This window comes from Promicromonospora soli, assembly GCF_014653785.1.
GTDB classification, from domain to species: Bacteria; Actinomycetota; Actinomycetes; order Actinomycetales; family Cellulomonadaceae; genus Promicromonospora; species Promicromonospora soli.
In genome coordinates this window covers 384,780-407,056 of record NZ_BNAS01000003.1, presented here as the reverse complement: position 1 = coordinate 407,056, position 22,277 = coordinate 384,780, and the positions used below count along the sequence as shown (strand labels likewise).

The 22,277-nt window shown below is 70.1% G+C and carries 21 protein-coding genes; 12 read left to right on the top strand and 9 right to left on the bottom strand.

The window, feature by feature from the left end; genetic code table 11:
* Nucleotides 1-103 precede the first annotated feature (103 nt).
* From IE250_RS11880 to IE250_RS11870, 3 genes are all read left to right on the top strand, one after another.
* On the top strand, nucleotides 104-2,017 hold the full coding sequence (locus tag IE250_RS11880) for an HNH endonuclease signature motif containing protein (RefSeq protein ID WP_229872376.1): 1,914 nt from the start codon (nucleotides 104-106) through the stop codon (nucleotides 2,015-2,017).
* A 204-nt stretch (nucleotides 2,018-2,221) separates the two neighbouring features.
* Nucleotides 2,222-2,425: a hypothetical protein gene (locus tag IE250_RS11875; RefSeq protein ID WP_189669488.1), complete on the top strand. Its 204-nt coding sequence runs from the start codon at nucleotides 2,222-2,224 to the stop codon at nucleotides 2,423-2,425.
* A 54-nt stretch (nucleotides 2,426-2,479) separates the two neighbouring features.
* Nucleotides 2,480-2,881: a RidA family protein gene (locus IE250_RS11870; protein WP_189669487.1), complete on the top strand. Its 402-nt coding sequence runs from the start codon at nucleotides 2,480-2,482 to the stop codon at nucleotides 2,879-2,881.
* A 6-nt stretch (nucleotides 2,882-2,887) separates the two neighbouring features.
* On the opposite strand, the gene paaZ is transcribed toward IE250_RS11870, so the two are convergent.
* From paaZ to IE250_RS11845, 5 genes are all read right to left on the bottom strand, one after another.
* The gene (gene paaZ, locus IE250_RS11865; protein WP_189669486.1) at nucleotides 2,888-4,984 is read right to left on the bottom strand and encodes a phenylacetic acid degradation bifunctional protein PaaZ; all 2,097 of its coding nucleotides are present in this window, start codon (nucleotides 4,982-4,984) and stop codon (nucleotides 2,888-2,890) included.
* Between the two features lie 27 nt (nucleotides 4,985-5,011).
* A complete protein-coding gene (locus IE250_RS11860) occupies nucleotides 5,012-5,875 on the bottom strand; it encodes a 3-hydroxyacyl-CoA dehydrogenase family protein (protein WP_189669485.1) in 864 nt (287 codons plus the stop codon).
* A complete protein-coding gene (locus IE250_RS11855; RefSeq protein ID WP_189669484.1) occupies nucleotides 5,872-6,612 on the bottom strand; it encodes an enoyl-CoA hydratase/isomerase family protein in 741 nt (246 codons plus the stop codon). The genes IE250_RS11860 and IE250_RS11855 overlap by 4 nt, the downstream gene beginning before the upstream one ends.
* Nucleotides 6,612-7,808, bottom strand: a complete 1,197-nt coding sequence (locus IE250_RS11850) for an acetyl-CoA C-acyltransferase (protein ID WP_189669483.1) — start codon at nucleotides 7,806-7,808, stop codon at nucleotides 6,612-6,614. The genes IE250_RS11855 and IE250_RS11850 overlap by 1 nt, the downstream gene beginning before the upstream one ends.
* A gap of 123 nt (nucleotides 7,809-7,931) precedes the next feature.
* A complete protein-coding gene (locus tag IE250_RS11845; RefSeq protein WP_189669482.1) occupies nucleotides 7,932-8,558 on the bottom strand; it encodes a TetR/AcrR family transcriptional regulator in 627 nt (208 codons plus the stop codon).
* 101 nt (nucleotides 8,559-8,659) lie between these two features.
* Between IE250_RS11845 and paaA the strand changes: the two genes are divergently transcribed.
* From paaA to IE250_RS11815, 6 genes are read left to right on the top strand one after another with little or no spacing between them, the layout of a single operon-like run.
* Nucleotides 8,660-9,634 (top strand): 1,2-phenylacetyl-CoA epoxidase subunit PaaA, encoded by a 975-nt coding sequence (gene paaA / locus IE250_RS11840; protein ID WP_189669481.1) that lies wholly within the window; start codon nucleotides 8,660-8,662, stop codon nucleotides 9,632-9,634.
* A complete protein-coding gene (paaB, locus tag IE250_RS11835; protein WP_189669480.1) occupies nucleotides 9,631-9,930 on the top strand; it encodes a 1,2-phenylacetyl-CoA epoxidase subunit PaaB in 300 nt (99 codons plus the stop codon). The genes paaA and paaB overlap by 4 nt, the downstream gene beginning before the upstream one ends.
* Nucleotides 9,931-9,942: 12 nt before the next feature.
* Complete coding sequence (gene paaC, locus IE250_RS11830) at nucleotides 9,943-10,770, top strand: 1,2-phenylacetyl-CoA epoxidase subunit PaaC (RefSeq protein WP_189669479.1); 828 nt, start codon at nucleotides 9,943-9,945, stop codon at nucleotides 10,768-10,770.
* A complete protein-coding gene (gene paaD / locus IE250_RS11825; RefSeq protein ID WP_189669478.1) occupies nucleotides 10,770-11,291 on the top strand; it encodes a 1,2-phenylacetyl-CoA epoxidase subunit PaaD in 522 nt (173 codons plus the stop codon). Before paaC ends, paaD begins: the two co-directional genes overlap by 1 nt.
* Nucleotides 11,291-12,424, top strand: coding sequence for a 1,2-phenylacetyl-CoA epoxidase subunit PaaE (gene paaE / locus IE250_RS11820; RefSeq protein ID WP_189669477.1), 1,134 nt, complete (start codon nucleotides 11,291-11,293; stop codon nucleotides 12,422-12,424). Before paaD ends, paaE begins: the two co-directional genes overlap by 1 nt.
* Nucleotides 12,421-13,206, top strand: coding sequence for an enoyl-CoA hydratase/isomerase family protein (locus IE250_RS11815; protein WP_189669476.1), 786 nt, complete (start codon nucleotides 12,421-12,423; stop codon nucleotides 13,204-13,206). Before paaE ends, IE250_RS11815 begins: the two co-directional genes overlap by 4 nt.
* On the opposite strand, the gene IE250_RS11810 is transcribed toward IE250_RS11815, so the two are convergent.
* The 3 genes from IE250_RS11810 to pdhA are packed head-to-tail and all read right to left on the bottom strand — an operon-like array spanning nucleotide 13,186 to nucleotide 16,561.
* Entirely contained in the window at nucleotides 13,186-14,454 is a 1,269-nt protein-coding gene (locus IE250_RS11810) for a dihydrolipoamide acetyltransferase family protein (protein ID WP_189669475.1), read from the bottom strand. The two genes, IE250_RS11815 and IE250_RS11810, sit on opposite strands and share 21 nt — an antisense overlap.
* Complete coding sequence (locus tag IE250_RS11805) at nucleotides 14,451-15,455, bottom strand: alpha-ketoacid dehydrogenase subunit beta (RefSeq protein ID WP_189669474.1); 1,005 nt, start codon at nucleotides 15,453-15,455, stop codon at nucleotides 14,451-14,453. Before IE250_RS11805 ends, IE250_RS11810 begins: the two co-directional genes overlap by 4 nt.
* On the bottom strand, nucleotides 15,452-16,561 hold the full coding sequence (pdhA, locus tag IE250_RS11800) for a pyruvate dehydrogenase (acetyl-transferring) E1 component subunit alpha (RefSeq protein ID WP_189669473.1): 1,110 nt from the start codon (nucleotides 16,559-16,561) through the stop codon (nucleotides 15,452-15,454). Before pdhA ends, IE250_RS11805 begins: the two co-directional genes overlap by 4 nt.
* A gap of 116 nt (nucleotides 16,562-16,677) precedes the next feature.
* Here pdhA and IE250_RS11795 point away from each other — a divergent pair, with 116 nt between their 5' ends.
* Nucleotides 16,678-17,163, top strand: a complete 486-nt coding sequence (locus IE250_RS11795) for an Lrp/AsnC family transcriptional regulator (RefSeq protein WP_268247815.1) — start codon at nucleotides 16,678-16,680, stop codon at nucleotides 17,161-17,163.
* A gap of 238 nt (nucleotides 17,164-17,401) precedes the next feature.
* Nucleotides 17,402-18,892, top strand: a complete 1,491-nt coding sequence (locus IE250_RS11790) for a non-reducing end alpha-L-arabinofuranosidase family hydrolase (protein WP_189669471.1) — start codon at nucleotides 17,402-17,404, stop codon at nucleotides 18,890-18,892.
* An 85-nt stretch (nucleotides 18,893-18,977) separates the two neighbouring features.
* On the opposite strand, the gene IE250_RS11785 is transcribed toward IE250_RS11790, so the two are convergent.
* Nucleotides 18,978-19,994, bottom strand: coding sequence for a LacI family DNA-binding transcriptional regulator (locus IE250_RS11785; protein WP_229872416.1), 1,017 nt, complete (start codon nucleotides 19,992-19,994; stop codon nucleotides 18,978-18,980).
* A 124-nt stretch (nucleotides 19,995-20,118) separates the two neighbouring features.
* Here IE250_RS11785 and IE250_RS11780 point away from each other — a divergent pair, with 124 nt between their 5' ends.
* Nucleotides 20,119-22,170, top strand: a complete 2,052-nt coding sequence (locus tag IE250_RS11780) for a glycoside hydrolase family 36 protein (RefSeq protein ID WP_229872375.1) — start codon at nucleotides 20,119-20,121, stop codon at nucleotides 22,168-22,170.
* Nucleotides 22,171-22,277 lie beyond the last annotated feature (107 nt).

The following is a 22,277-nucleotide window of genomic DNA, read 5'->3' as shown; positions in this document are numbered from 1 at the left end:
AAAGGCGCGCGGATGTCAGTGGTGAACCATATGATCGAACAAACGTCCGTAGCAATGAGATGCTTTCACAGTCTCATGGGCCTGACAGGGGAAAGGTGTCGGCATGGGTGAAGGACGGTCCAACGACGGTGTCGGCGGCGCGCTCCGGAACGACATGTTCGTGGGCGGCGCCGTCATGGCTGACGTCGTCGTGGACGAGGACGTTCCTGGCGAGGTGGTCGTCGACGGTGTGCTGGTGCGCCGGGTGCCTGATGGGGTGCTGCCGCCGGGGGAGCCGTTCGAGGACGCGACGTTCGACGATGCGTGGTTCGAGGGCGCGTGGTTCGAGGGTGTGGTGCGGGCTGGGGAGCCTGACGTGTCAGCGCGGCTGGATTCCGTGCCGAGTGCTGGGCTGGACTGGCCGCCGGATACTGTGCCGGTCGTGTTGTGGCCCGTCGAGGTCCTGCGGGCGGCGTTGAGTAATGCGCCGGGTGCTGGCCTGGCGAGGGTGGTGGCCGAGGTCACGGACCCGGACATCGGTGTCCTGGCCGACCTGCCCGACGACGCCCTGGGCGACCTGGTCGCCGCGTGCGGCCGGTTGCAGTCGTGGTCGGCGGGGGTGCAGGCCGGGGTGGTTGCCGAACGCGCCGCCCGGGAGAACAGCCCGTTGGCGCACAGCTCGCTGGTGGGCCAGGTGACCAGTGAGCTGATGGTGACCGAGACGGAAGGCACGGAAGTCGTGGTCCGTGCCGAGTCCGGGGTCCAGCACCCCACCGTGATCGGTGCCCTGTTGGCGGGGCGGATCGATATGCGCAAGGCGCAGACCCTGCTGCGCTCCGCGTCCCAGCTGACGATCGCCGAGCGGACCGAGGCGATCGCAAAGTTCCTGCCGCACGCACCTCGGCGGACCTGGAAGTGGCTGCAGGCCCGGATGCTCGCGTTCGCCAAAGCCCGCCACGGAGCAGCCGAGGCAGCACGGGCTGAGGCGCAGCGGCGGGCGGTGCATCTGGACCGGGCGGAGAACGACATGGGGTGGCTCTCGGCCTACCTGCCCGCCACTGACGCGGCGGCGGTGTGGGGCGTGGTGGACGACATGGCGCACCAGCTCCGGCACGTCACCGGTGAGGACCGCACCCTGGCCCAGCTGCGCGCCGACTCCCTGACCGGGATCATCACCGGGCGCCTGCTGCCCGCCGACCGGTTCACCGACACGGACACCGACCCGGACAGCCCGACCGCAGGCGGCGACACCGCACGCAGCGACGGGGCGTGCGACGACACCAGCACGGGCGCTCCCGCGTGTACCTGTGGTGGCAAGGCACCCGTCCAGCAGGTCGTCCAGGAGGTCTCGCAGGTCGTGCGGGTGACGCCGACCCGGCCGGTCGTTCGGGTCACAATCCCGGCCAGCGCACTCCTCGGTGTGGACGACGCGCCCGGCGACCTGGCCGGGTTTGGCCCCATCCCCGCCGAGACCGCACGCATGATCGCCCAGGACGCGACCTGGCAACGGCTGGTCACCGACCCCGTCACCGGAGTCCTGACCGACTACTCCACCACCACCTACAAGCCTGGCAAGGTCCTCCGCGCAGCCGTCGAAGCCAGGGACGACACCTGCACGTTCCTGACCTGCGACACCCCAGCCACACACTGCGATCTGGACCACATCGTGTCCTTCGACCACGACCTCAACCCCGCGACAGTCCTGCCGGGCACACCGGGCCAGACCCGCGCGGCAAATCTTCAACCCCTCTGTCGCCGGCACCACCTTCTCAAGACCCACGGCGGCTGGGGCGTCGTCCGCGACCCCTACACCGGGATCACCACCTGGACCACTCCCACCGGACGCGTCCACACCGGACCACCGACCGTGCTGGACACCCATGTTCAGCTCGACCAGGTCGACCAAGACACCAGCTACGACCTCACCCTCCACGCCCTCACCGGCCAGCACCTACCCCGGCAGTACGCCACCGCAGAACCCGGCGCAGCACCGATCGACCCCGCCAGTCCCACCGACTCCGACGAGCCACCTTTCTGACCTCGTCACCCTGGACCTGATCGACTGCTACGGGCGCCGACCGCTTCATGCAGAGCGAGCGCCAGCGGCGAGCCCACCGACGGCACCACCAGTGCGGGGACCCACGACGCGGCCGGTTCCGCGCCGGGCAACCGGTGCACCGACCCGAACCACGCGCGGGTCTGCCTGGTCCTCCCGGAACCACGAGAGGTCAGCCTCGTGGTCGTGCGGACGCCGTTCGCCCCGCAAGGGCTGGTCGTACAGCTGCTCGACGCCGAGCATCGGACCCTGCGCAGCCGTGCCGTGGAAGGGGAGGCGTTCGACGAGGTGTACCCGGTCCGTTTCAAGAAGCCCGTAGAGGCCGGCTTCGTATGCATCCACGACGAGGCCGGGACCAGCGGCACCCTGAGCGAGGTCTCCGTCTGGTAGCAGGCAGCGGGGCTGGACCGCACTCGTGTCAGTGGCTCGTGCAAGCATCGAGGCATGGAATCCATCCAGCGCCTCCGCCCGCCGGGGCTCGTCTCGAGCCCGGCCTTCAGCCACGTCGCCGTCGTGCCGCCGGGCGCGACCACCATCTACGTCGGCGGTCAGAACGCCGTCGACCAGGACGGCTCGATCGTCGGCGCGGGCGACGTGGCCCTGCAGTCCACCCGCGCCCTGGAGAACGCGAAGATCGCGCTGGCCGCGGCCGGTGCCACCTTCGCCGATGTCGTGCAGTGGACCGTGCTCTTCGTCGACGGGGTCGACCTCGCGGCGGCGTACGGGGCGATCGCGCCGATGCTCGCGTCCGATGAGCCGCCACTGGTGCTCGGGGCGCGTGTCGCCGGGCTGGGGGTACCCGGCGCTCTCATCGAGATCAGCGCGGTCGCCGCTGTGCTGCGCTAAGACAGGTCAGGTCTCGTCGGCGGTCCGATCCTCCTTTGCGACCAGCGTGAGCACGTCGTACGTCGCGACGACCTCATCGCGCTGATTGGTGAGCACGGCGTCCCACCGCACCTCGCCGTACTCCTCGTTCTCGCGAGGCGTGATCTCGGCGGCCGTCAGCCGCACCCGAATCGCGTCTCCCGGCACCACGGGCGTGAGGAAGCGCAGGTTCTCGAGGCCGTAGTTCGCGAGCACCGGCCCCGGTGCGGGATCGACGAACAGCCCCGCCGCGAACGACACGAGGAGGTACCCGTGCGCAACGCGCCCCGGAAAGAACGGGTTGGCCGCGGCTGCGTCCTCGTCCGTGTGCGCGTAGAACGTGTCGCCGGTGAAGTCGGCGAAATGAGCGATGTCGTCGAGGGTGACCACACGAGCCTCGGACTCGACCGCGTCGCCGATCCGGAGGGCGGACAGCGACTTGCGGAACGGATGGACCGAGCCGGTCTGCGACGGGGCACCTGCCCGCCACCGGCCGGTCAGACCGGTGAGTGTTTTGGGTGTCCCCTGGATCGCCGTGCGCTGCATGTAGTGCTCCACCGCACGGACGCCGCCGAGCTCCTCGCCCCCTCCGGCACGGCCCGGGCCGCCGTGGACCAGGTGCGGCACCGGCGAACCGTGGCCTGTCGACGACCGCGCGTCGTCACGGTCGAGCACCAGCACCCGTCCGTGCATCGGCGCGATACCCACGACGAGATGGCGGACCACGTCGGGATCGGCGGACGCGACAGTGGCGACGAGCGAGCCGCCGCCGAGGTTCGCGAGGCGAACGGCGTCGTCGAGGTCGCGATAGCCGACGACCGATGCGACGGGCCCGAATGCCTCGATGTCGTGCACAGCGCGCGCGTCGGGGTCGGCGAACCGCAGCAGGACGGGCGCCACAAAGGCGCCGCCCGGTGCGATCGCCACCGTTCCGTCGGCGTGCACCACCTCGGGCTCGGCAAGGTCGCCGACCACGATCTCTCCGCCGCCGGCGACGAGCTCACGGATGCTGCGCAGCACCTCTTCCTTCTGCGAGACGCTCGCCAGGGCACCCATCGTGACGTTGTCCGCGCGCGGATCGCCGATGACGACGCGCTTGGCCACGCGCTCGCGAACGGCGTCGATGAGGGCGTCCTGGCGGTCGGCCGGAACGATCACTCGCCGGATGGCCGTGCACTTCTGCCCGGCCTTGACGGTCATCTCCGTGACCACCGAGGCGACGAAGGCATCGAACTCCGGGCTCCCCGGCTCCGCGTCCGGGCCGAGGATCGCAGCGTTCAGCGAGTCCGTCTCCGTCGTGAGAAGAACGCCCCGGCGGAGGACGCCGTCGTGGGCGGCCAGCAGTCTCGCCGTGGACGCCGACCCGGTGAAGCTCACGGCGTCGCGCACGTCGAGGAAGTCCATGAACCCCCGGGCGGGGCCGCTGACCAGCTGCAGCGAACCCTCCGGGAGGATCCCGGAGTCGACGATCGCCCGCACCGCCGCCTCCGCGAGATACGCGGTCGACGACGCCGGCTTGACGATCGTCGGCACTCCGGCGAGGAACGCAGGCGCGAACTTCTCGAGCATGCCCCAGACGGGAAAGTTGAACGCGTTGACCTGGAAGGCGACGCCCTGCCGACGGACGCGCACGTGCTGCCCGCCGAACGACCCGTCGCGCGACAAGCTCTCCGGCGGACCGTCGACGAGGAGTCGCGCATTGGGGAGCTCGCGGCGCCCCTTCGACCCGTAGGTGAAGAGCACGCCGATGCCGCCGTCGATGTCGACCATGGCATCTCGCCGGGTACCGCCGGTGCGCAGGCTGACTTCGTAGAGCTCCTCCTTCACGCCGGTCAGGTACTGCGCCAGCTGCTTGAGGAGGAGCGCCCTCTGGTGGAAGGTGAGCTCGCCGAGGGTGTCCTGGCCGACTCGCCGGCCGTAATCGACGGCCGCCCGCAGATCGATCTCCTCCCAGGCGACCGCCGCGATCGGCTCGCCGGTCGACGCATCGCGGACCACCTGTGCCTCACCGTCCGACGCCGGTCGCCGCCACGATCCCAGGATGTAGCTGTCGAGCGGGCGAACCGGGGTTTCAGTCGCGGTCATGACTCATCCTTTCAACTGTCGATGCGTTCATCGGTCTGTCTCCTCGTCCCATCGGAAGAACCCCTCGCCGCTCTTGCGACCCAGCCGGCCCTCGGCAACCATCGCCCGAAGTAGCGGCGGCACCGCGAACCGCTCCCCCAGCTCGCGCTCGAGGTGCTCCGCGATGCCGAGCCGCACGTCGAGGCCGACGATGTCGGTGAGGCGGAGCGGCCCGACCGGGAACTTGTAGCCGCGCACCATCGCGGTGTCGATGTCGTCGGCGGAAGCGACGCCCTCCTCGAGCATGCGGATCGCCTCGAGCGCGATCACGACGCCGAGACGCGAGCTCGCGAAGCCGGGCGAGTCGCGCACGACGATCGAGGACTTGCCGAGGGCGGCGACCCACTCCCCCGCCTCCTCGACGAGCATCGGGTCGGTGGCCCGGCCCCTCACGATCTCCACGAGCGTCGAAGCGGGGACCGGGTTGAAGAAGTGGAGCCCGACAAAGCGCTCGGGCCGCTGCAGGTGACCAGCGAGGGCATCGATGGACAGCGACGAGGTGTTGCTCGCCAGCCATGCGGTCGGCGACAGGCCCTTCTCGATGCGGGTGAGGACGTCGACCTTGGTCGTGATGTCCTCGGGCACGGCCTCGACCACAAGATCCGCTGCGTGGACGTCCGCCATGTCGGTGGTGACGCGCGCATGGCTCAGCAGCTCCCCGGCGGGGCGCGGGGTGGTCTCGCGCTCGACGCTGGATGCCACCGCACGTTCCAGCCGCGCAAGCGCCGTCGCCGCCGACTCCGCGTCGCGCTCGAGGACTACGACGTCGGCTCCCGCGAGCAGGAAGGCGTGGGCTATCCCGACGCCCATCCGGCCCCCACCCGCCAGGCCGACGGTCTGCGGCAGAGTCATCGCTTCTTCCGTTCCAGAAAGTCGGTCATGCGCTCGCGCTTCGCAGGCGACTCGAACAGCACCGACTGCGCGAGCTCGTCGACGTCCGGATGCGCCTCACGCGGGGCGCGGAACACCCGCTTCGTGTAGCGGACGGCGAGCGGGTCCTGCTCCGCGATCCGGTCGGCAAGCCCGTCGGCCGCGGCGATCAGGGCGGACGGCGGATGTACCTCGGTCACCAGACCCGCCGCCAGGGCCTCCTGCGCATCAAGGACACGTCCGGCGAGGAGGACCTCGAGCGCGAGCGACTCGCCGACGAGCTCCTTGAGCCGCCAGGTCGCACCTGCCGCGGCGATGATGCCGAGGCCGACCTCGGGATTGCCGAACCGGGCGTTGTCGCCGGCGAGGCGAAAGTCGGCCGCGTAGGCGAGCTCGGCGCCACCGCCGAGCGCCCATCCGTCGACGGCGGCGATCACCGGCATCGGGAGCGTCGCGATCCGCAGGAACAGCCGCGAGTTGATCCCGGCCAGCGCATCGTCCCGGCCGCGCTCACGCAGCTGGGCGATATCGGCCCCCGAGGCGAAGACCCGCTCCGTCCCCGACAGGATGAGGATGCGCGGCCGGGCCTCGAGCTCGCTGCAGACCTCGTGGAGCTCGTCGACCATCGTCTGATCGATCGCGTTGCGCACCTCGGGTCGGTCGAGACGGATGTGCAGGCGGTCGGCCCGGTCGTCGACGCGCCGCAGAGAGGTAGCCATCACACGGCCTCGATCGCGAGTGCGGCGCCCTGCCCGACACCCACGCACATGGAGGCGAGACCTCGCGTCGCGCCTTCGCGCTCCATGCGGCCGAGCAGGGTGACGAGGATGCGCGTGCCCGAGGCCCCGAGCGGGTGCCCGAGCGCGATCGCGCCACCGTCAGCGTTGACGATCTCCTCGTCGAGCCCCAGGCGACGCACGCACGCGAGCGCCTGCGTCGCGAACGCCTCGTTGAGCTCGACGGCGCCCATCGCGCCGATGCCGAGCCCGAGCCGGTCGAGCAGCTTCGTCGTCGCCGGAACGGGCCCGAGTCCCATGACCGACGGTTCGACGCCCGCGTTCGCGCCGCCCAGGATGCGGGCGCGCGGCGTGAGCGCCAGCCGCTCGACGGCTCGCTCGCTGACGACGAGCACGGCGGCGGCTCCGTCGTTGAGGGATGACGCGTTCCCGGCCGTCACGAGCTTCCCGCCGCGAACGACGGGACGCAGTCCGGCGAGGATCTCGGCGGAGGTGTCGGAACGCGGACCTTCGTCCGTGTCGACGACTCCGCTCGTCGTCGGCACTCCGACGATCTCCGGCGCGAAGCGGCCGGCCTCGATCGCGGCGACCGCGCGCTGATGGGAGCGCAGGGAGAAGCCGTCCGCGTCCTCGCGGCTGATCCCGTCGATCTCGCCGACCTTCTCCGCCGTCTCGGGCATCGAGAACGTGGTGTCCGGGTCGAACGCCTCGGTGTCGCGAAAGCGCTTGTTCACGAAGCGCCAGCCGATCGAGGTGTCGACGATCTCGCCGGGCCGTGCGAAGGCCTTGTCCGGCTTCGCGAGCACCCAGGGGGCACGCGACATGGACTCGACGCCGCCCGCGATGACGACGTCCGCCTCGCCGGAGCGCACGAGAGCCGACGCCAGGTGCACTGCGCTGAGACCGCTCGCGCAGAGCCGGTTGACGGTGATCCCGGGAACGGAGTCGGGAAGCCCCGCCAGCAGGGCTGACATTCGACCGACGTTGCGGTTGTCCTCGCCGGCCTGGTTCGCAGCGCCGAGCATCACGTCGTCGATCGCCGTCGGCTCGATCCCGGTGCGAGCGACCAGCTCGCGGACCACGAGAGCCGCGAGGTCGTCGGGCCGAACCGATGAGAGCGTGCCGCCGTACCGCCCGATCGGGGTGCGCACCCCACCGACGAGGAACGCTTCTGCCATGGCTTCATCACCTTGGGAACGCATCGGCGTAGCGCCGTCGGGCTACTTACTGACCGTTCGTTCTGCTGCAGCATCGCATGCGTGACGGCCTGGTTCAAGGGCAGGGGAAGGAGCGCCGACGGGCTACGCGCGCAGCCCCTCGAACGCCATGGCGACAACATTGTCCGCGAGCCGGTCCGCAGTGAGCCCTCCGCCAGGCCGGTACCACTCGACCACCGAGTTGACCATGCCGAAGAGCAGTCGCGTCGCGGTGCGCGCATCGACGTCGGAACGGAGAGCGCCGTCCTCGATCGCTTCTTCGACCAGCTTTGCGACGGCGTGGTCGAACTCGCGCCGGCGGGCAAGAGCTTCGCGCTCGACGTCGGTGTTCCCGCGGAGCCGCAGCAGGAGCGTCACGAAGGGCAGCTCCTGCACGAGCACGTGCACGGCGCCCCGAATCACGCGCTCGAGCCGCTCCGTGGCGGCCGCCTCGACCACGTCCGGCTGCACGAGGAGGCGCTCGAGGTTGCCGAGCGCGTGCTCCAGCGCGAGCCGCAGCAGCTCCTCCTTGCCGCTCACGTGGTAGTAGATCGCTGACTTGCTGGTGCCAAGGCGCTCCGCGAGCTCGCCCATCGACGTCGCGTCGTACCCGCGCTCGTTGAAGGCCTGAACGGCCACGGACAGCACCGCGTCGAGGTCGTACGCAGCGCGCCCCGCGCGCCCGTTCCCGCCCCGTCGCGCAGGGGCAGGAGGGCTGGTCGACTCGTCCATACGTCGCAATTTAGTGGACTCCCGGTTCGTTGCCGTCGCTCCTGCACCGATGATAGCCTGACTGAACGATCGGTAAGTAGGGTCTCAGGTCAGGAGACGGCATGTCCGCAGCAACCTCGCCCACGGCCTCCCCCAGCGAGGCTTCGAAGCTCGCGGCGTTCGACGCGCTCATCGCCGAGAACCAGCGGATCGAACCCTCAGACTGGATGCCGGAGGCGTACCGGAAGACGCTCGTCCGGCAGATGTCGCAGCACGCGCACTCCGAGATCATCGGCATGCAGCCCGAGGGCAACTGGATCACGCGCGCACCGAGCCTCAAGCGCAAGGCGATCCTGATGGCAAAGGTGCAGGACGAGGCCGGACACGGGCTCTACCTCTATTCGGCCACCGAGACCCTCGGCATCACCCGCGACGAGATGCTCGACCAGCTGCACACCGGCAAGGCGAAGTACTCGTCGATCTTCAACTACCTCGCACCGTCCTGGGCGGACATGGGTTCGATCGGCTGGCTCGTGGACGGCGCCGCCATCGCGAACCAGGTGCCGCTGTGCCGCGCGTCCTACGGACCGTACGGGCGCGCGATGGTGCGCATCTGCAAGGAGGAGTCCTTCCACCAGCGACAGGGCTTCGAGATCCTGCTGGCGCTGATGAACGGCACCGAGGCCCAGCAGCGCATGGCGCAGGAGTCGGTCGACCGCTGGTACGCGCCGGCGCTCATGATGTTCGGCCCGCCCGACGCGGAGTCGCCGAACTCGCAGCAGAGCATGGCCTGGAAGATCAAGCGCTTCTCGAACGACGACCTGCGCCAGCGGTTCGTCGACATGATCGTTCCGCAGGCCGAGTTCCTCGGGGTCACGCTGCCCGATCCCGACCTGAGATGGAACGAGGACCGCGGGCACTACGACTTCGGCGAGCTCGACTGGGACGAGTTCTACGCCGTCCTGCGCGGTAGCGGGCAGGCGAACGCCCTACGTCTCGCGAAGCGCCGCGCCGCACACGACGAAGGCGCATGGGTACGAGAGGCCGCCCGGGCGTACGCCGAGCGCGCCGCATCGAGCGAACGGCTCGCGTCATGACCGGGGCGGAGCGCCGCGAGACGTGGCCCCTCTGGGAGGTGTTCGTGCGCTCCTCGCGCGGCCTCTCCCACGTCCACGCCGGCTCGCTGCACGCGCCGGACGCCGAGCTGGCGGTGCGCAACGCCCGCGACCTCTACACCCGCCGGAGCGAGGGCGTCTCGATCTGGGTGGTACCCGCCTCCGCGATCACGGCGTCGGACCCCGACGAGAAGGACGCGTACTTCGAGTCACCCCGCGGAAAGGACTTTCGGCGCGCCACGTACTACACCGCGTCCGAGTCCGTTCCGCACCTCTGATCCGGGAGAAGCATGGAGCATCAGCGCCAGCCCCCCACCGAGGTTCTCACGCCCGAGGCCCTCGCGGCGTCGGTGGGCCAGCAGGGCGGTTCTCCGAGCCCGCCCGACGCGGTCGCGCGGTATGCGCTCGGCCTGGGTGACGATGCCCTGATCCTCGCGCAGCGGCTGGGCGAGTGGATCGCCAACGCGCCCGAGCTCGAGGAGGACGTCGCCCTCGGGAACATCGGGCTCGACACCCTGGGTCACGCCCGGAGCCTGCTGACCTACGCCGGTTCAGCGTGGGGCAAGACCGAGGACGACCTCGCCTACTTCCGGGACGAGGCGGACTTCCGCTGCCGGCAGATCTTCGAGCAGCCGAACGGCGACTTCGCCCAGACGATCGCCCGTCAGCTCATCGTGTCCGCTTATTTCACCGTGCTCTACCGCGGGCTGGTCGACAGTGCCGACGGCACGCTGGCGGCGATCGCGGCCAAGGCCGCCAAGGAGGTCGACTACCACCTCGACCACAGCGAGATCTGGTCCGTGCGCCTCGCGCTCGGCACCGAGGAGTCACGACGGCGGACGGTCGCCGGGCTCGAGGCGATCTGGCCGTTCGTCGACGAGCTGTTCGCCGACGATCCCGCCGCCGACGCCGTCCCGGCAGTCGCGGTTCGGCCGGGCACCCTGCGCGAACCGTTCGACGCGATAGTGCTCCCGGTGCTCGCCCGCGCCGAGCTTGCCGTCCCGACCACGCCGGCCGTGGCCGGCGGGGGGCGGCTCGGCGTGCACTCCGAGGCGCTCGGCCACCTGCTCGCGGAGATGCAGGTCCTGGCCCGTCAACACCCGGGGGCGGTGTGGTGATGAGCACCCTCGATCAGGAGCGGGTCGCACGCCCCCGCCCGGACACGGAAGCGGAGCGCGCCGTGTGGGACGCCGCGGCGACGGTCAACGACCCCGAGGTGCCGGTCCTGTCCATCGAGGATCTCGGTGTCCTCCGCGCTGCGCGGCTCGTGGAGGGACTGCCGGTCGTCGACATCACGCCGACGTACTCGGGCTGTCCCGCCGTCGACACGATCCGCGACGACATCGTCACCGCGCTCGACGAGCACGGATTCCCGGGGGGCCGAGTGAACGTCGTGCTCTCCCCCGCGTGGACAACCGACTGGATGAGCGAACAGGGTCGCCGCAAGCTCGAGGAGCACGGGATCGCACCACCCGCGCGGCGGGCCGGCTCAGTCGTGTCGCTGGACTTCGGCATCCGGTGCCCCCGCTGCGGATCGCTGCATACCCGCCAGCTGGCGCGATTCGGCTCGACGTCGTGCAAGGCGCTGTACGTCTGCCAGCGCTGCCGGGAGCCCTTCGACCACTTCAAGGAGCACTGATGCCGCTCACTGACGCCACGGTCCCGGCCGCATCCGTCGGGCGGCGGCGCGCACGCTTCCATGCGCTCACCGTCGCCGAGGTGCGCCCGCTGACCGAGGACGCCATCGAGGTGACCTTCGACGTTCCCGACCACCTCGCTGACGCGTACTCGTACGCACCGGGGCAGTACATCGCGATCCGCGCGGAGGTCGACGGCGAGCAGGTGCGCCGCAGCTACTCCATCTGTCACGCACCGGCACACGGGACGCTCAAGGTGGGCATCAAGCGCGACATGGGCGGACTGTTCTCGCCCTGGGCGATCGACAACCTCGCGCCGGGAATGACCCTCGACGTCATGAGCCCCGAGGGCCGGTTCGTCTCGCACCGCCGGCCGGACGGGAGCGGGCGCGTCGTCGGGGTCGCAGCCGGCTCCGGCATCACTCCGATGATGTCGCTCGTGGAGCACACGCTCGCCTCGGACTCCGAGAGCACGTTCGACCTGGTCTACTCCAACAGGACGACGATGGACACGATGTTCGTCGACGAGCTGGCCGACCTCAAGGACCGGTACCCCAGCCGCCTCGCCCTCCACCACGTGCTCACCCGCGAGCGCAGGGGGTCGGAGCTGCTCTCGGGCCGGCTGGACGTCGATCGGTTCCACCGGATCGTGACCGTCCTGATCGGGCCTGACGACGTCGACGAGTGGTTCTTGTGCGGTCCGTTCGAGGTGGTGCAGACCTGCCGCGACGTGCTGAACGGTCTCGGCGTGCCGCCGGAGCGAGTGCGATACGAGCTGTTCACCACCGGCCGGGTCGATCGTCCGACCCCCCAGCGCGGAAGCCCCCCGCCGCAGGGCGGGCCCGACCACGAGTCGCACACGATCGCATTCCGGCTCGACAGCACGACGGCGACCGTGACCACTCCCGTGCACGCACGCGAGAGTGTCCTCAACGCGGCCCTCCGTGTCCGCGGTGACGTGCCGTTCGCCTGCGCCGGCGGTGTGTGCGGCACGTGCCGGGCGAAGCTGGTCTCCGGCACCGTCGAGATGGTCGAGAACTACGCGCTCGAGCCCGAGGAGCTGGAGCGTGGTTACATCCTGACCTGCCAAGCGATCCCGACCAGCAAGGAGATCTCCGTGGACTACGACTCATGATCACGCTGACCATCGACGACGGGATCGCGGAGGTCGTGCTCGACGCTCCCGGCAAGCTCAACGCGCTGGACGAGGTGGCGCTGGCGAAGCTGGACGACTCCTACCAGCGGGCGGAAGCGGCCGGTGCGCGGGCCCTGCTCCTGCGGGGAGAGGGGCGCGCCTTCTGCGCCGGCCGGGACATCTCGGCGGTCGACCCGGCAACGGACGACGCGCTCGGTTATCTCCGGGACCGCGTGACTCCCCTCCTGCGGCGGATGGCCGCCTTCCCGGCGCCGACGTTCGCGGCGGCCCAGGGCGCGTGCCTGGGAGTCGGGCTCGGCCTGCTCATCGCCACCGACGTCGTGTACGTGGCCGACGATGCCAAGATCGGGTCGCCGTTCGCCGGCCTCGGAGCGACGCTCGACTCCGGCGGGCATGCGCTCTTCTTCGAGCGCCTCGGCGCGCATCGCACGCTCGACCTCATCTACACGGCCGAGCTCATGAGCGGTTCCGAGGCAGTCGCCTCGGGTCTGTTCTCGCGTGCCGTGCCGAAGGACAAGCTGCTTCCCTTCACCCGGGCACGCGTCGAGAAGGTCGCGCGCGGGGCGACGGGCGCCTTTCTGGCCTCCAAGCGCCTCGTGACGGAGCTGCGCGACGAACGTGTCGCGTTCTGGACCTCCGTGGCCCACGAGAACGAGGCGCAGGGGGACCTGTGCCTGACGGAGGACTACCGCGAGGGCTTCGCCGCCTTCCAGGAGAAGCGCGCGCCGCGGTTCACGGGCTCAGAGCCGCACGATCGCTGAGGCGGGGTTCTCGATGGCGTCGGCGACGGAACGCATGAAGCCCGCCGCCGTGCCGCCGTCGCAGACCCGGTGGTCGAAGACGAAGGACATCTGCGTGATCTTCCGCGCCACGATCTGGCCGTCGACCACCCACGGCCGGTCGATGATGCGGCCGAAGCCGATCATGGCGACCTGCGGGTGGTTGATGATCGCCGCGCTGCCGTCGACCCCGAGACTGCCGTAGTTGTTCAGCGTGAAGGTCCCCGCGGCGAGCTCCTCGGCCGTCGCCTTGCCGACGCGAGCGCGCGCGGTGAGGTCGCGGATGGCCGCATCGAGCCCGGCAGTGGTCATCGAGTCGGCACCGAGCACCGCCGGGACGACCAGCCCGTGCTCGCCCTGGACGGCAATGCCCAGGTTGACGACATCGGGCACGACGATCTCGTCACGCTCGACGTCGAGCTGCGAGTTCAGCACCGGGTACGCCTTGAGGCCGGCGACGACGAACCGGGCGAGGTAGGCGAGCAGGCCCGGCCCTGGGTCGGTGGCGGTACGGGCGGCCTCGCGCAGGTCCCAGAGGGCCGTGGCGTCGACGTCGACCCAGACGGTCGCCTCAGGGATCTCCGCGCGGCTCCGCGACAGCACCGCGGACGCCGCCTTCCGGAAGCCGTTGAGCGGGATGCGTCGCTCGCCGGGAGCGGCGGCGGGAGCGGCGGCGGGGGCGGGGACCGGGGCGGGGCGCGCGCTCTCGAGAGCGGTCTGCACGTCGGACCTGGTGACGACCCCGCCGGTCCCGGTGGGCCGGATCGCGCGCAGGTCCAGACCCGCCTCCTGGGCGAGCCGCCGCACGATCGGCGAGATCACCTTCACCGGCCGGTTGTCCGGCGCGGCGGCAGCGGGCGCCGGCTGAGCCCCGCGTGGCCGCCGTCGGCCCGGCTCGCCGGGTGCCGACGTGCCGTAACCGATGAGCACGTTGCCCGAGCCGGCCTGCTCGGGCTCCGGCTCGGCCGCACCAGCGCTCTCGGCGACGATCGTGATCAGCGGCTTGCCGACCTCGACGGTCTCCCCCTCGGCGGCATGCAGGGTCAGGACCCGGCCGGAGTACGGGCTCGGCACCTCGACCACCGACTTCGCCGTCTCGACCTCCGCCACCGGCTGGTCGGCGGCGACGAGATCGCCCTCGGCGACGAGCCACTGCACCACCTCAGCCTCGGTCAGCCCCTCGCCGAGGTCGGGCAGGAGAAAGGTCTGCTGGGTCGCGGCGCTGGTCATGCGTCCTCCCACTGGAGGTCGTCGACGGCGTCGAGGATCCGGTCGACCGACGGCAGCTGGAAGTGCTCCAGCTTCGGTGGCGGGTACGGGATGTCGAACCCGGTGACACGCCGCACCGGCGCCGACAGCGAGTGGAAGCAGCGCTCGCTCACCCGGGCCGCGATCTCTGCGGCGACGCTGGCGAAGCCGACCGCCTCCGCGATGACGACGGCGCGACCCGTCGACTCGACGGCCGCGCAGACGACTCCATCGTCGAACGGCACGATCGAGCGCAGGTCGACGACCTGCAGGCTACGCCCGCCGCGCGCGGCCTCCTCGGCGGCCTCGAGCGCGACCGGCACCGCCGGGCCGTAGGCGATCAGGGTGGCGTCGGTGCCCGGGCGGCGCACGACGGCCTTGCCGATGCCCGGCTCTCGACCGCGGCCCAGGGCGACCTCGCCCTTCGCCCAGTAGAGCTTCTTCGGCTCGAGGAAGACCACCGGGTCCGGCGACGCGATCGCCTCGCGCAGGAGCGAATAGGCGTCCGAGGGGTTCGACGGCGCGACGACGTGCAGGCCGGGCGTGTGCGCGAAGTAGGACTCCGACGAGTCGCAGTGGTGCTCGACCCCGCCGATACCGCCGGCGTATGGGATCCGGATGACGAGGGGCAGCTCGACGCGTCCGCGGGTCCGGTTCCGCATCTTGGCGATGTGGCTGACGACCTGCTCGAAGGCGGGGTAGGCGAAGGCGTCGAACTGCATCTCGATCACGGGACGCATGCCGTTCATGGCGAGACCGGTGGCGAACCCGGCGATCCCGGCCTCGGCGAGCGGGGTGTCGAAGCAGCGGTCCTCGCCGAACTCCGCGGTCAGCCCGTCGGTCACCCGGAAGACGCCGCCGAGCGGGCCGACGTCCTCGCCGAGCACGAGCACCGTGGGGTCCTCGGCCATCGCGTCGCGCAGGGCGCGGTTGATCGCCTGCGCCGTGCTGAGCGTCTCGTGCTCAACGGCTGTGCTGGTCATCGCCTGTCCTCCTCTCGGCTCAGCGCGTCTCTGCTCATCTCGTCGTGGACCACGGCGAGCTGGTCCACGAGCTGGGAGGTCGGCCGGGAGTAGACGAAGCGGAACAGGTCGTCCGGGTTCGGCTCGACGTCCCGGTTGAGCCCGTCACGCGTGCGGCGGGCGATCTCCTCGGCGGCCTCCGCGAAGGCGGCTGCGCGAGCATCGTCCAGGATCCCCTCGGCGCGGAGGTAGGTCTCCAGCCGTACCAGCGGGTCCTTGGCCACCCATTCGGTGACCTCGTCGTCGGTGCGGTAGCGGGTCGCGTCGTCGGCATTGGTGTGGGCCTGTATGCGGTAGGTGCGGGCCTCGACGAGCTGGGGTCCCTGGCCGGCTCGCGCGCGCTCGACCGCCCCGGAAAGGACGGTCAGGAGCGCCGCCAGGTCGTTGCCGTCGACCTGCTCCCCGGGAATGCCGTAGCCCACGCCTTTGTGTGCCAGCGACGGAGCTATCGACTGCCGCGCCAGTGGCACCGAGATCGCGTACTGATTGTTCTGGATGAAGAAGACGACCGGCGCCCGGAAGACTGCCGCGAAATTGAGGGCTTCGTGGAAGTCGCCCTCGCTCGTGGCGCCGTCGCCGCATATCGCCATCACCACGGTGCTCTCCCCGCGTAACCGCGCCGCGTGTGCCACGCCCACGGCGTGCGGCAGCTGCGTGGCGAGCGGTGTCGTCAGGGGCGCGACACGGCGCTCGTACGGGTCGTACCCCGAGTGCCAGTCGCCCTTCAGCAGCCCGAGCGCCTCGACCGGGTCGACACCTCGGGCGACCACGGCAGCGGTGTCGCGATACGTCGGGAAGAGCCAGTCGTCGTCCGCGAGCACCTGCGCAGCGGCCACCTGGCAGGCCTCCTGCCCGTGGGACGAGGGGTAGACGGCCAGGCGCCCCTGCCGGACCAGCACGTAGGCCTGCTCGTTGAAGCGGCGGGCAGCGACCATCCCCGCCAGACCACGGAGAAGCTCCTCGCCCGCAGGAAGAGAAGCCTTGCCGGCGGCCGTCGGACGGCCGTCCGGATCAAGAAGCATGACCGGCTCCAGCGACGGCAGCATGCGATCTACGTCACTCTTCATACAGATATACTCGCCACTGCTCCATTCGGATTCTACTTATCGTAAAGATCTGAGAAACCGTCCAGCACTTTTCGCCAAATGCGAACCAAATGTCCAACTCAGAGAGGAGTTGGGGCGTGGCCGCGAGACAAGTGGCCGGGGGTCTCGACGACGTCGACCAGCGCATCATCGACGAGCTGCGCCGGGACGGCCGCATGTCCATGAGATCGCTGGCCGAGAAGCTGCACATCTCGAGAGCGAACGCGTATGCGCGAGTGCAGCGACTCGAGTCCAGCGGCGTCATCCGCGGCTACGGCGCGGACATCGATCCGGTGCTCGCCGGCCTGGGCACGTCGGCCTATGTCACGGTCAACATGAGACAAGCGGAGTGGCGCTCTGTTCGCGAGGAGCTCCGGAACCTGCGGGGCGTCGAGCACATCGGGCTGGTCGGCGGGGAGTTCGACCTCGTCCTGCTCGTTCGGGCAAGGGACAACGCCGATCTGCGGCATCTGATCCTGGACCAGATACAGGGCATGAAGGGCATCGTGAACACCCACACGCTGCTGGTGTTCGAGGAACCGATCCCGGCTGGGCCCACGCCGACCGCCCCCGTCGACGACTGAGCCGGCGCGAGACTTTTGGCCGGAGATGTCTTGTATGCGGCACGACAGATCGCTACTGTAACGGTAAACCTACCGCTGCCGAGAACCGTTCGCGACAATGATGTTAGCGCTCACATAGTCCGGTTCCAGGCAGGCGGCTCCCATGGGCCGCGGCACTGATCATGCCGCCGGTAGGGCATCTCACCATGCCCAGGCACAGCCGTTGCAGGCTGCGCCCTGACAGGAACAGGAGCGAAGGATGAGGAAGTCCATCGCACGTATCGCACTGGGATTGGCCACAACCCTGGCGCTGGTCTCGGCGGCAGGGTTGCCGTCCGAGGTCACCACTCCTGCCGCAGCGGCGAGCAGCAACCTGCTCACCAACGGCGACATGGAGAATGGCACGACCGGCTGGTCGGCCTTCGGCGCCGGGTCGCTGGCGTCCGTCACGAGCCCGGTCCACGGTGGGTCCCGCGCGCTGTCGCGGACCGGTCGCACAGCGGCGTGGAACGGCCCGGCCCAGACCGTGACCTCGGCGCTGACGAACAACAACAGCTACACGGCGAGCGTGTGGGTGCGGTCGCAGAGCGGGACCCCGACCGGCCGGGTCACGTTGCAGGTGACCGCCGGCGGCACGACGAACTACGTCAACCTGGCGCAGGGGACCGTGAACTCCTCCGGCTGGACGCAGCTGACCGGCACCACGAACGTGTCCTGGACCGGGACCCTGTCGTCCGCCACGTTCTACGTGGAGACGGCCGCAGGTACCGACAGTCTTTTCGTCGACGACGCCTCGCTCATCAACAACTCGACGCCGTCCGGGACGTGCGACCTGCCGTCCACCTACCGCTGGACGTCCACCGGCGTCCTCGCGAACCCGAAGGCTGGCTGGGTCTCGCTCAAGGACTTCACCACCGCGCCGTACAACGGCCAGCACCTCGTCTACGCGACGACCAACAACGGGGCCGCGACAAACTCGTGGGGCTCGATGAACTTCAGCCTCTTCAGCAACTGGTCCGACATGGGCTCCGCCACGCAGAACACGATGTCGTCCGCGACCGTGGCCCCGTCGCTCTTCTACTTCGCCCCGAAGAACATCTGGGTGCTCACCTACCAGTGGGGCCCGGGGGCCGCCTTCTTCTACCGGACGTCGAACGACCCCACGAATGCCAACGGCTGGTCGTCACCCAGCGCACTCTTCACCGGGTCCATCTCCGGCTCCAGCACCGGTCCCATCGACCAGACGATCATCGGTGACGGCACAAACATGTACCTGTTCTTCGCCGGGGACAACGGGTTCATCTACCGGGCCAGCATGCCGATCGGCAACTTCCCGGGCAGCTTCGGCAGCTCGTCGACCGTCGTCATGAGCGACACCACGAACAACGGGTGGAACCTGTTCGAGGCCCCCCAGGTCTACAAGCTCAAGGACCAGAACAAGTACCTCATGATCGTCGAGGCCATCGGTGCCAACGGCAGGTACTTCCGCTCGTTCACCGCGACCAGCCTGTCCGGTTCATGGACGCCGCAGGCCGCGACGGAGAGCAACCCGTTCGCGGGCAAGGCCAACAGCGGGGCCACCTGGACCAACGACATCAGCCACGGTGAGCTCATCCGCACCAACGCCGACCAGACCATGACCATCGACCCCTGCAACCTGCAGCTCCTGTACCAGGGTCGCTCCCCCAGCTCCGGCGGGGAGTACGGCCAGTGGCCGTACCGGCCGGGTCTGCTCACGCTTCAGCGATAGGTCCGAGACGTCACGGCGCCGCGCACCCGTGGGTGCTCGGCGCCGGCGACGACATCAAGGAAGAGAAGCCGTGCCCGATCGACGACTAACCGCGTACGCGAGAGAGCGTCGACTCCCGCACCACGATCCGAGCCGACATCACCGCCTCCACCACCTCGCCGACGGCGGGCGCACCGGTCTCGAGGCGCTGCAGGAGCAGCTCCATGATGCGTTCGGCCATCAAGTCGTTTTCGGGGTCCATGGTGGTCAGGCGTGGGATGAGGTACTCACTCTCCGCGTCGTTGTCGAAGCCGACCACCTGGACGTCGTCGGGGACGCGCAGGCCGACGTCGGCCAGCGCGCGCAGGGCACCCATCGCGGCCGCGTCGGTCAGGGCGAAAGCTCCGTCGAACGAGACGCCGTCGCGATGGAGCCGCATGACGGCCTCATAGCCGTCCTTCGTGTTGTACGAGGCCGCGTCGACGATGAGCCGCTCGTCGACCGGCACGCCCGCCCCGGCGTGCGCCTTGCGGTAGCCGCGACTGCGCAGCGTCGCCATGCTGTCGACGCCGTCCTCTCGGCGGCCACCGATCAGGGCGATGCGCCGAGCGCCGCGTTCGAGCATGTAGGACGTCGCGAGCTCGGCACCGCCGACGTTGTCCATCATCACGTGGTCGAACTCGCCGGACAGGCGCCGCTCGCCGAGCAGGACGACCGGGACCTCGATACCAGCACGGCGCACGTCCGCCGTGTCGACCTGTACCGGGCTGAACACGACGCCGTCGTAGGGCTGCACCCGCTCGGCGGAGATGGCAGCAAGCTCTCCCTCCCTGCTCGCGCCGGTGCGCTCGAGGATCACGTGGTACCCCCGCGACTGCGCCAACGTGTCCAGGCGAGCCGCGAGGTGCGAGTAGTAGGGCCCGTCCAGGTGAGGAACCAGCAGACCGATCGCGCCGCTGCGGCCGGCCCGCAGCTGCCGCGCGGTCGCGTTCACCTGATAGCCCAGCCGGGCCACGGCGTCGAGCACGCGGGCACGCGTGTCATCGCTCGCCCCCGGCCGCCCGTTGATGACATTCGAGACCGTCATCTTCGAGACCCCGGCTTCGAGTGCCACATCGCTCATCTTCACCACGCCGACATCATGACACCCCGCGATCGACGGCCTCGTCGGTTGTCCGTGCGCATCCCGATTCGCTACCGTGAAGGTTCACGGACCGCCCGTGCCTTTTCCCCAATGGAGTGAGACAGTGACGTCTACCGAGCCGCAGCACCGCGACCGCGAACCTGCCATCGAGTGGGCCCAGCCCGGACTGCACCTGCGGTTCGACCACGGCGACGACCACCCCGTCCGGCTCGTCCACTGGGCGACCGGCCCGGACTCCGCCTCCGTGGCCGCGCCCTCGGCGATCGTCGACGTGAGCACCGCCGGGGAGCACCGCGCCCGCCACAACCAGAGCCTCCTGCTCTGGGGGGCCGGGCTGCGGCTCCGCTACACCGGCCACGAAGCGCTCGGCGACGAGCTGCGGATTCGCCAGCACGATCCGGCGAGCGGCCTCGAGGTGACCAGCGTCTTCCGGGCGGCAGGGCCGGGAGTCCAGATCCGGCACACCGTTCGCAACGGCACCCCGAGCGATCTCATGCTCCTCTCCGTGAGCTCCGGGCTGGTGTCCGTCCCGGAGGGGGCGCACGACCTGCTCTGGGGCGAGAGCGAATGGCTCGCCGAAGGGCGCTGGCAGCAGCGCCCTGTCGCGGAGCTGCTGCCGAATGTGAACCCGGAGTTCCACGGCCGGCGCAATCGCGGGAACTTCGCGGTGACCAGCCACGGCTCCTTCTCGAGCGGCGAGTTCCTGCCCACCGGCGTCCTCGCGATCGATGACGGGCCTTCGATCGCTTGGCAGGTCGAGACCAGCGCGGGCTGGCACTGGGAGGCGACTCAGAACGAGGGCGCGGTCACCGTCGGTGTGTACGGCCCGACCGACCTGTACCACCAGTTCGCCGAGCGCCTGGCGCCCGGCGACGAGTTCACGACGGTGCCCGCCGGGTTCTGCGTCGCGGACGGCGGACGGGACGCGGCCTTCGCGGCGCTGACCGACTACCGGCGCGCGATCCGCCAGCTGCGGCCGGTCGATGCGGGGCTTCCCGTGGTCTACAACGACTTCATGAACACGCTCATGGCCGGTCCGTCGACGGAGAAGGAGCTGCCGCTCATCGAGGGGGCGGCCGAAGCGGGCGCGGAATACTTCTGCATCGACGCCGGATGGTTCGGCAGCGGCAACTGGTGGACGGACGCGGGCGACTGGCACGAGGCCCCCGGGCAGTTCGACGGCGGCCTCATCTCGGTCATCGACGCGATCCGCGCCAAGGGGATGCGCCCGGGGATCTGGCTCGAACCCGAGGCGGTCGGCGCCAATGCGGCGCTGGGACAGCAGCTGCCCGAGGAGGCGTTCTTCCGGCGGTTGGGCCGGCGTGTCAGCGAGACCGGGCACTTCCAGCTCGACTTCCGGCACCCTGCGGCGCGTGCCCACCTGGACGAGGCCGTGGACCGGCTCGTTGCGGAGTTCGGGATCGAGTTCTTCAAGCTCGACTACAACGTGAACTCGGGCGTCGGCACCGACGTGGACGCCGTCGGGCCCGGGGCCGGGCTCCTGGGGCACACCCGGGCCTTCCGCGACTGGCTGAGCGACGCCCAGGTGCGGCACCCCGAGGTCCTGTTCGAGAGCTGCTCCTCGGGCGGGATGCGCATGGACTACAACCTGCTGTCCGTGGCGCACCTGCAGTCCACCAGCGACCAGCAGGACTTCCGGCGGTACGCGCCGATCGCAGCCGCCGCGCCCGCGAGCGTCCTCCCCGAGCAGGCCGGTAACTGGGCCTACCCGGCCGAGTCGATGAGCATCGATGAGACAGCGTTCGCGATGACGGCGGGAGTCATGGGCCGGCTCTACCTCTCCGGGTTCCTCGGCGGGCTCAGCGAGGAGCGGTTCGCGCTGGTGCGCGAAGCCGTCGCGCTCCACAAGGACTGGCGGCACCGCATCGCCGAGGCGCACCCGGTGTGGCCGCTCGGCCTCCCGGGTTGGGACGACGACGTGATCGCGCTGCAGCTGGACGCCGGTTCCGAGTCGCTGCTGGCGCTGTGGTCGCGCGGCGCGGCCGCGGAGATCACGCTGCCGGGGCTGCGTGGGCGGACCGTCAAGCAGGTCTATCCGGTCGCGTTGCCGGAGTGGCCGGTCCGCACGGCCGGTGGTGTGCCGGTCGTCGAGGTGCCCGCCGGTCCCGCCGCGCGGATCTTCGAGATTGAGTGACGCCGCCGTCGCCCTCACCCGAACCGGACTCAGATTGAGACGATCGCACCCGGACCTCGAAAGAGGCGAATGAAAGACCAAGGGCCCCAAGCTTGAAGCTTGGGGCC

Bases quoted from the DNA above. Each gene is read 5' to 3' on its own strand.
- IE250_RS11810 (WP_189669475.1), bottom strand. From the start codon at position 14,454: ATGACCAGCGCCGCGACCCAGCAGACCTTTCTCCTGCCCGACCTCGGC.
- paaC (WP_189669479.1), top strand. From the start codon at position 9,943: ATGGAGCATCAGCGCCAGCCCCCCACCGAGGTTCTCACGCCCGAGGCC.
- IE250_RS11785 (WP_229872416.1), bottom strand. From the start codon at position 19,994: ATGAGCGATGTGGCACTCGAAGCCGGGGTCTCGAAGATGACGGTCTCG.
- IE250_RS11855 (WP_189669484.1), bottom strand. From the start codon at position 6,612: ATGGCTACCTCTCTGCGGCGCGTCGACGACCGGGCCGACCGCCTGCAC.
- IE250_RS11880 (WP_229872376.1), top strand. From the start codon at position 104: ATGGGTGAAGGACGGTCCAACGACGGTGTCGGCGGCGCGCTCCGGAAC.
- IE250_RS11860 (WP_189669485.1), bottom strand. From the start codon at position 5,875: ATGACTCTGCCGCAGACCGTCGGCCTGGCGGGTGGGGGCCGGATGGGC.
- IE250_RS11845 (WP_189669482.1), bottom strand. From the start codon at position 8,558: ATGGACGAGTCGACCAGCCCTCCTGCCCCTGCGCGACGGGGCGGGAAC.
- paaD (WP_189669478.1), top strand. From the start codon at position 10,770: ATGAGCACCCTCGATCAGGAGCGGGTCGCACGCCCCCGCCCGGACACG.
- paaA (WP_189669481.1), top strand. From the start codon at position 8,660: ATGTCCGCAGCAACCTCGCCCACGGCCTCCCCCAGCGAGGCTTCGAAG.
- IE250_RS11815 (WP_189669476.1), top strand. From the start codon at position 12,421: ATGATCACGCTGACCATCGACGACGGGATCGCGGAGGTCGTGCTCGAC.
- paaZ (WP_189669486.1), bottom strand. From the start codon at position 4,984: ATGACCGCGACTGAAACCCCGGTTCGCCCGCTCGACAGCTACATCCTG.
- paaB (WP_189669480.1), top strand. From the start codon at position 9,631: ATGACCGGGGCGGAGCGCCGCGAGACGTGGCCCCTCTGGGAGGTGTTC.
- IE250_RS11790 (WP_189669471.1), top strand. From the start codon at position 17,402: ATGAGGAAGTCCATCGCACGTATCGCACTGGGATTGGCCACAACCCTG.
- paaE (WP_189669477.1), top strand. From the start codon at position 11,291: ATGCCGCTCACTGACGCCACGGTCCCGGCCGCATCCGTCGGGCGGCGG.
- pdhA (WP_189669473.1), bottom strand. From the start codon at position 16,561: ATGAAGAGTGACGTAGATCGCATGCTGCCGTCGCTGGAGCCGGTCATG.
- IE250_RS11870 (WP_189669487.1), top strand. From the start codon at position 2,480: ATGGAATCCATCCAGCGCCTCCGCCCGCCGGGGCTCGTCTCGAGCCCG.
- IE250_RS11805 (WP_189669474.1), bottom strand. From the start codon at position 15,455: ATGACCAGCACAGCCGTTGAGCACGAGACGCTCAGCACGGCGCAGGCG.
- IE250_RS11850 (WP_189669483.1), bottom strand. From the start codon at position 7,808: ATGGCAGAAGCGTTCCTCGTCGGTGGGGTGCGCACCCCGATCGGGCGG.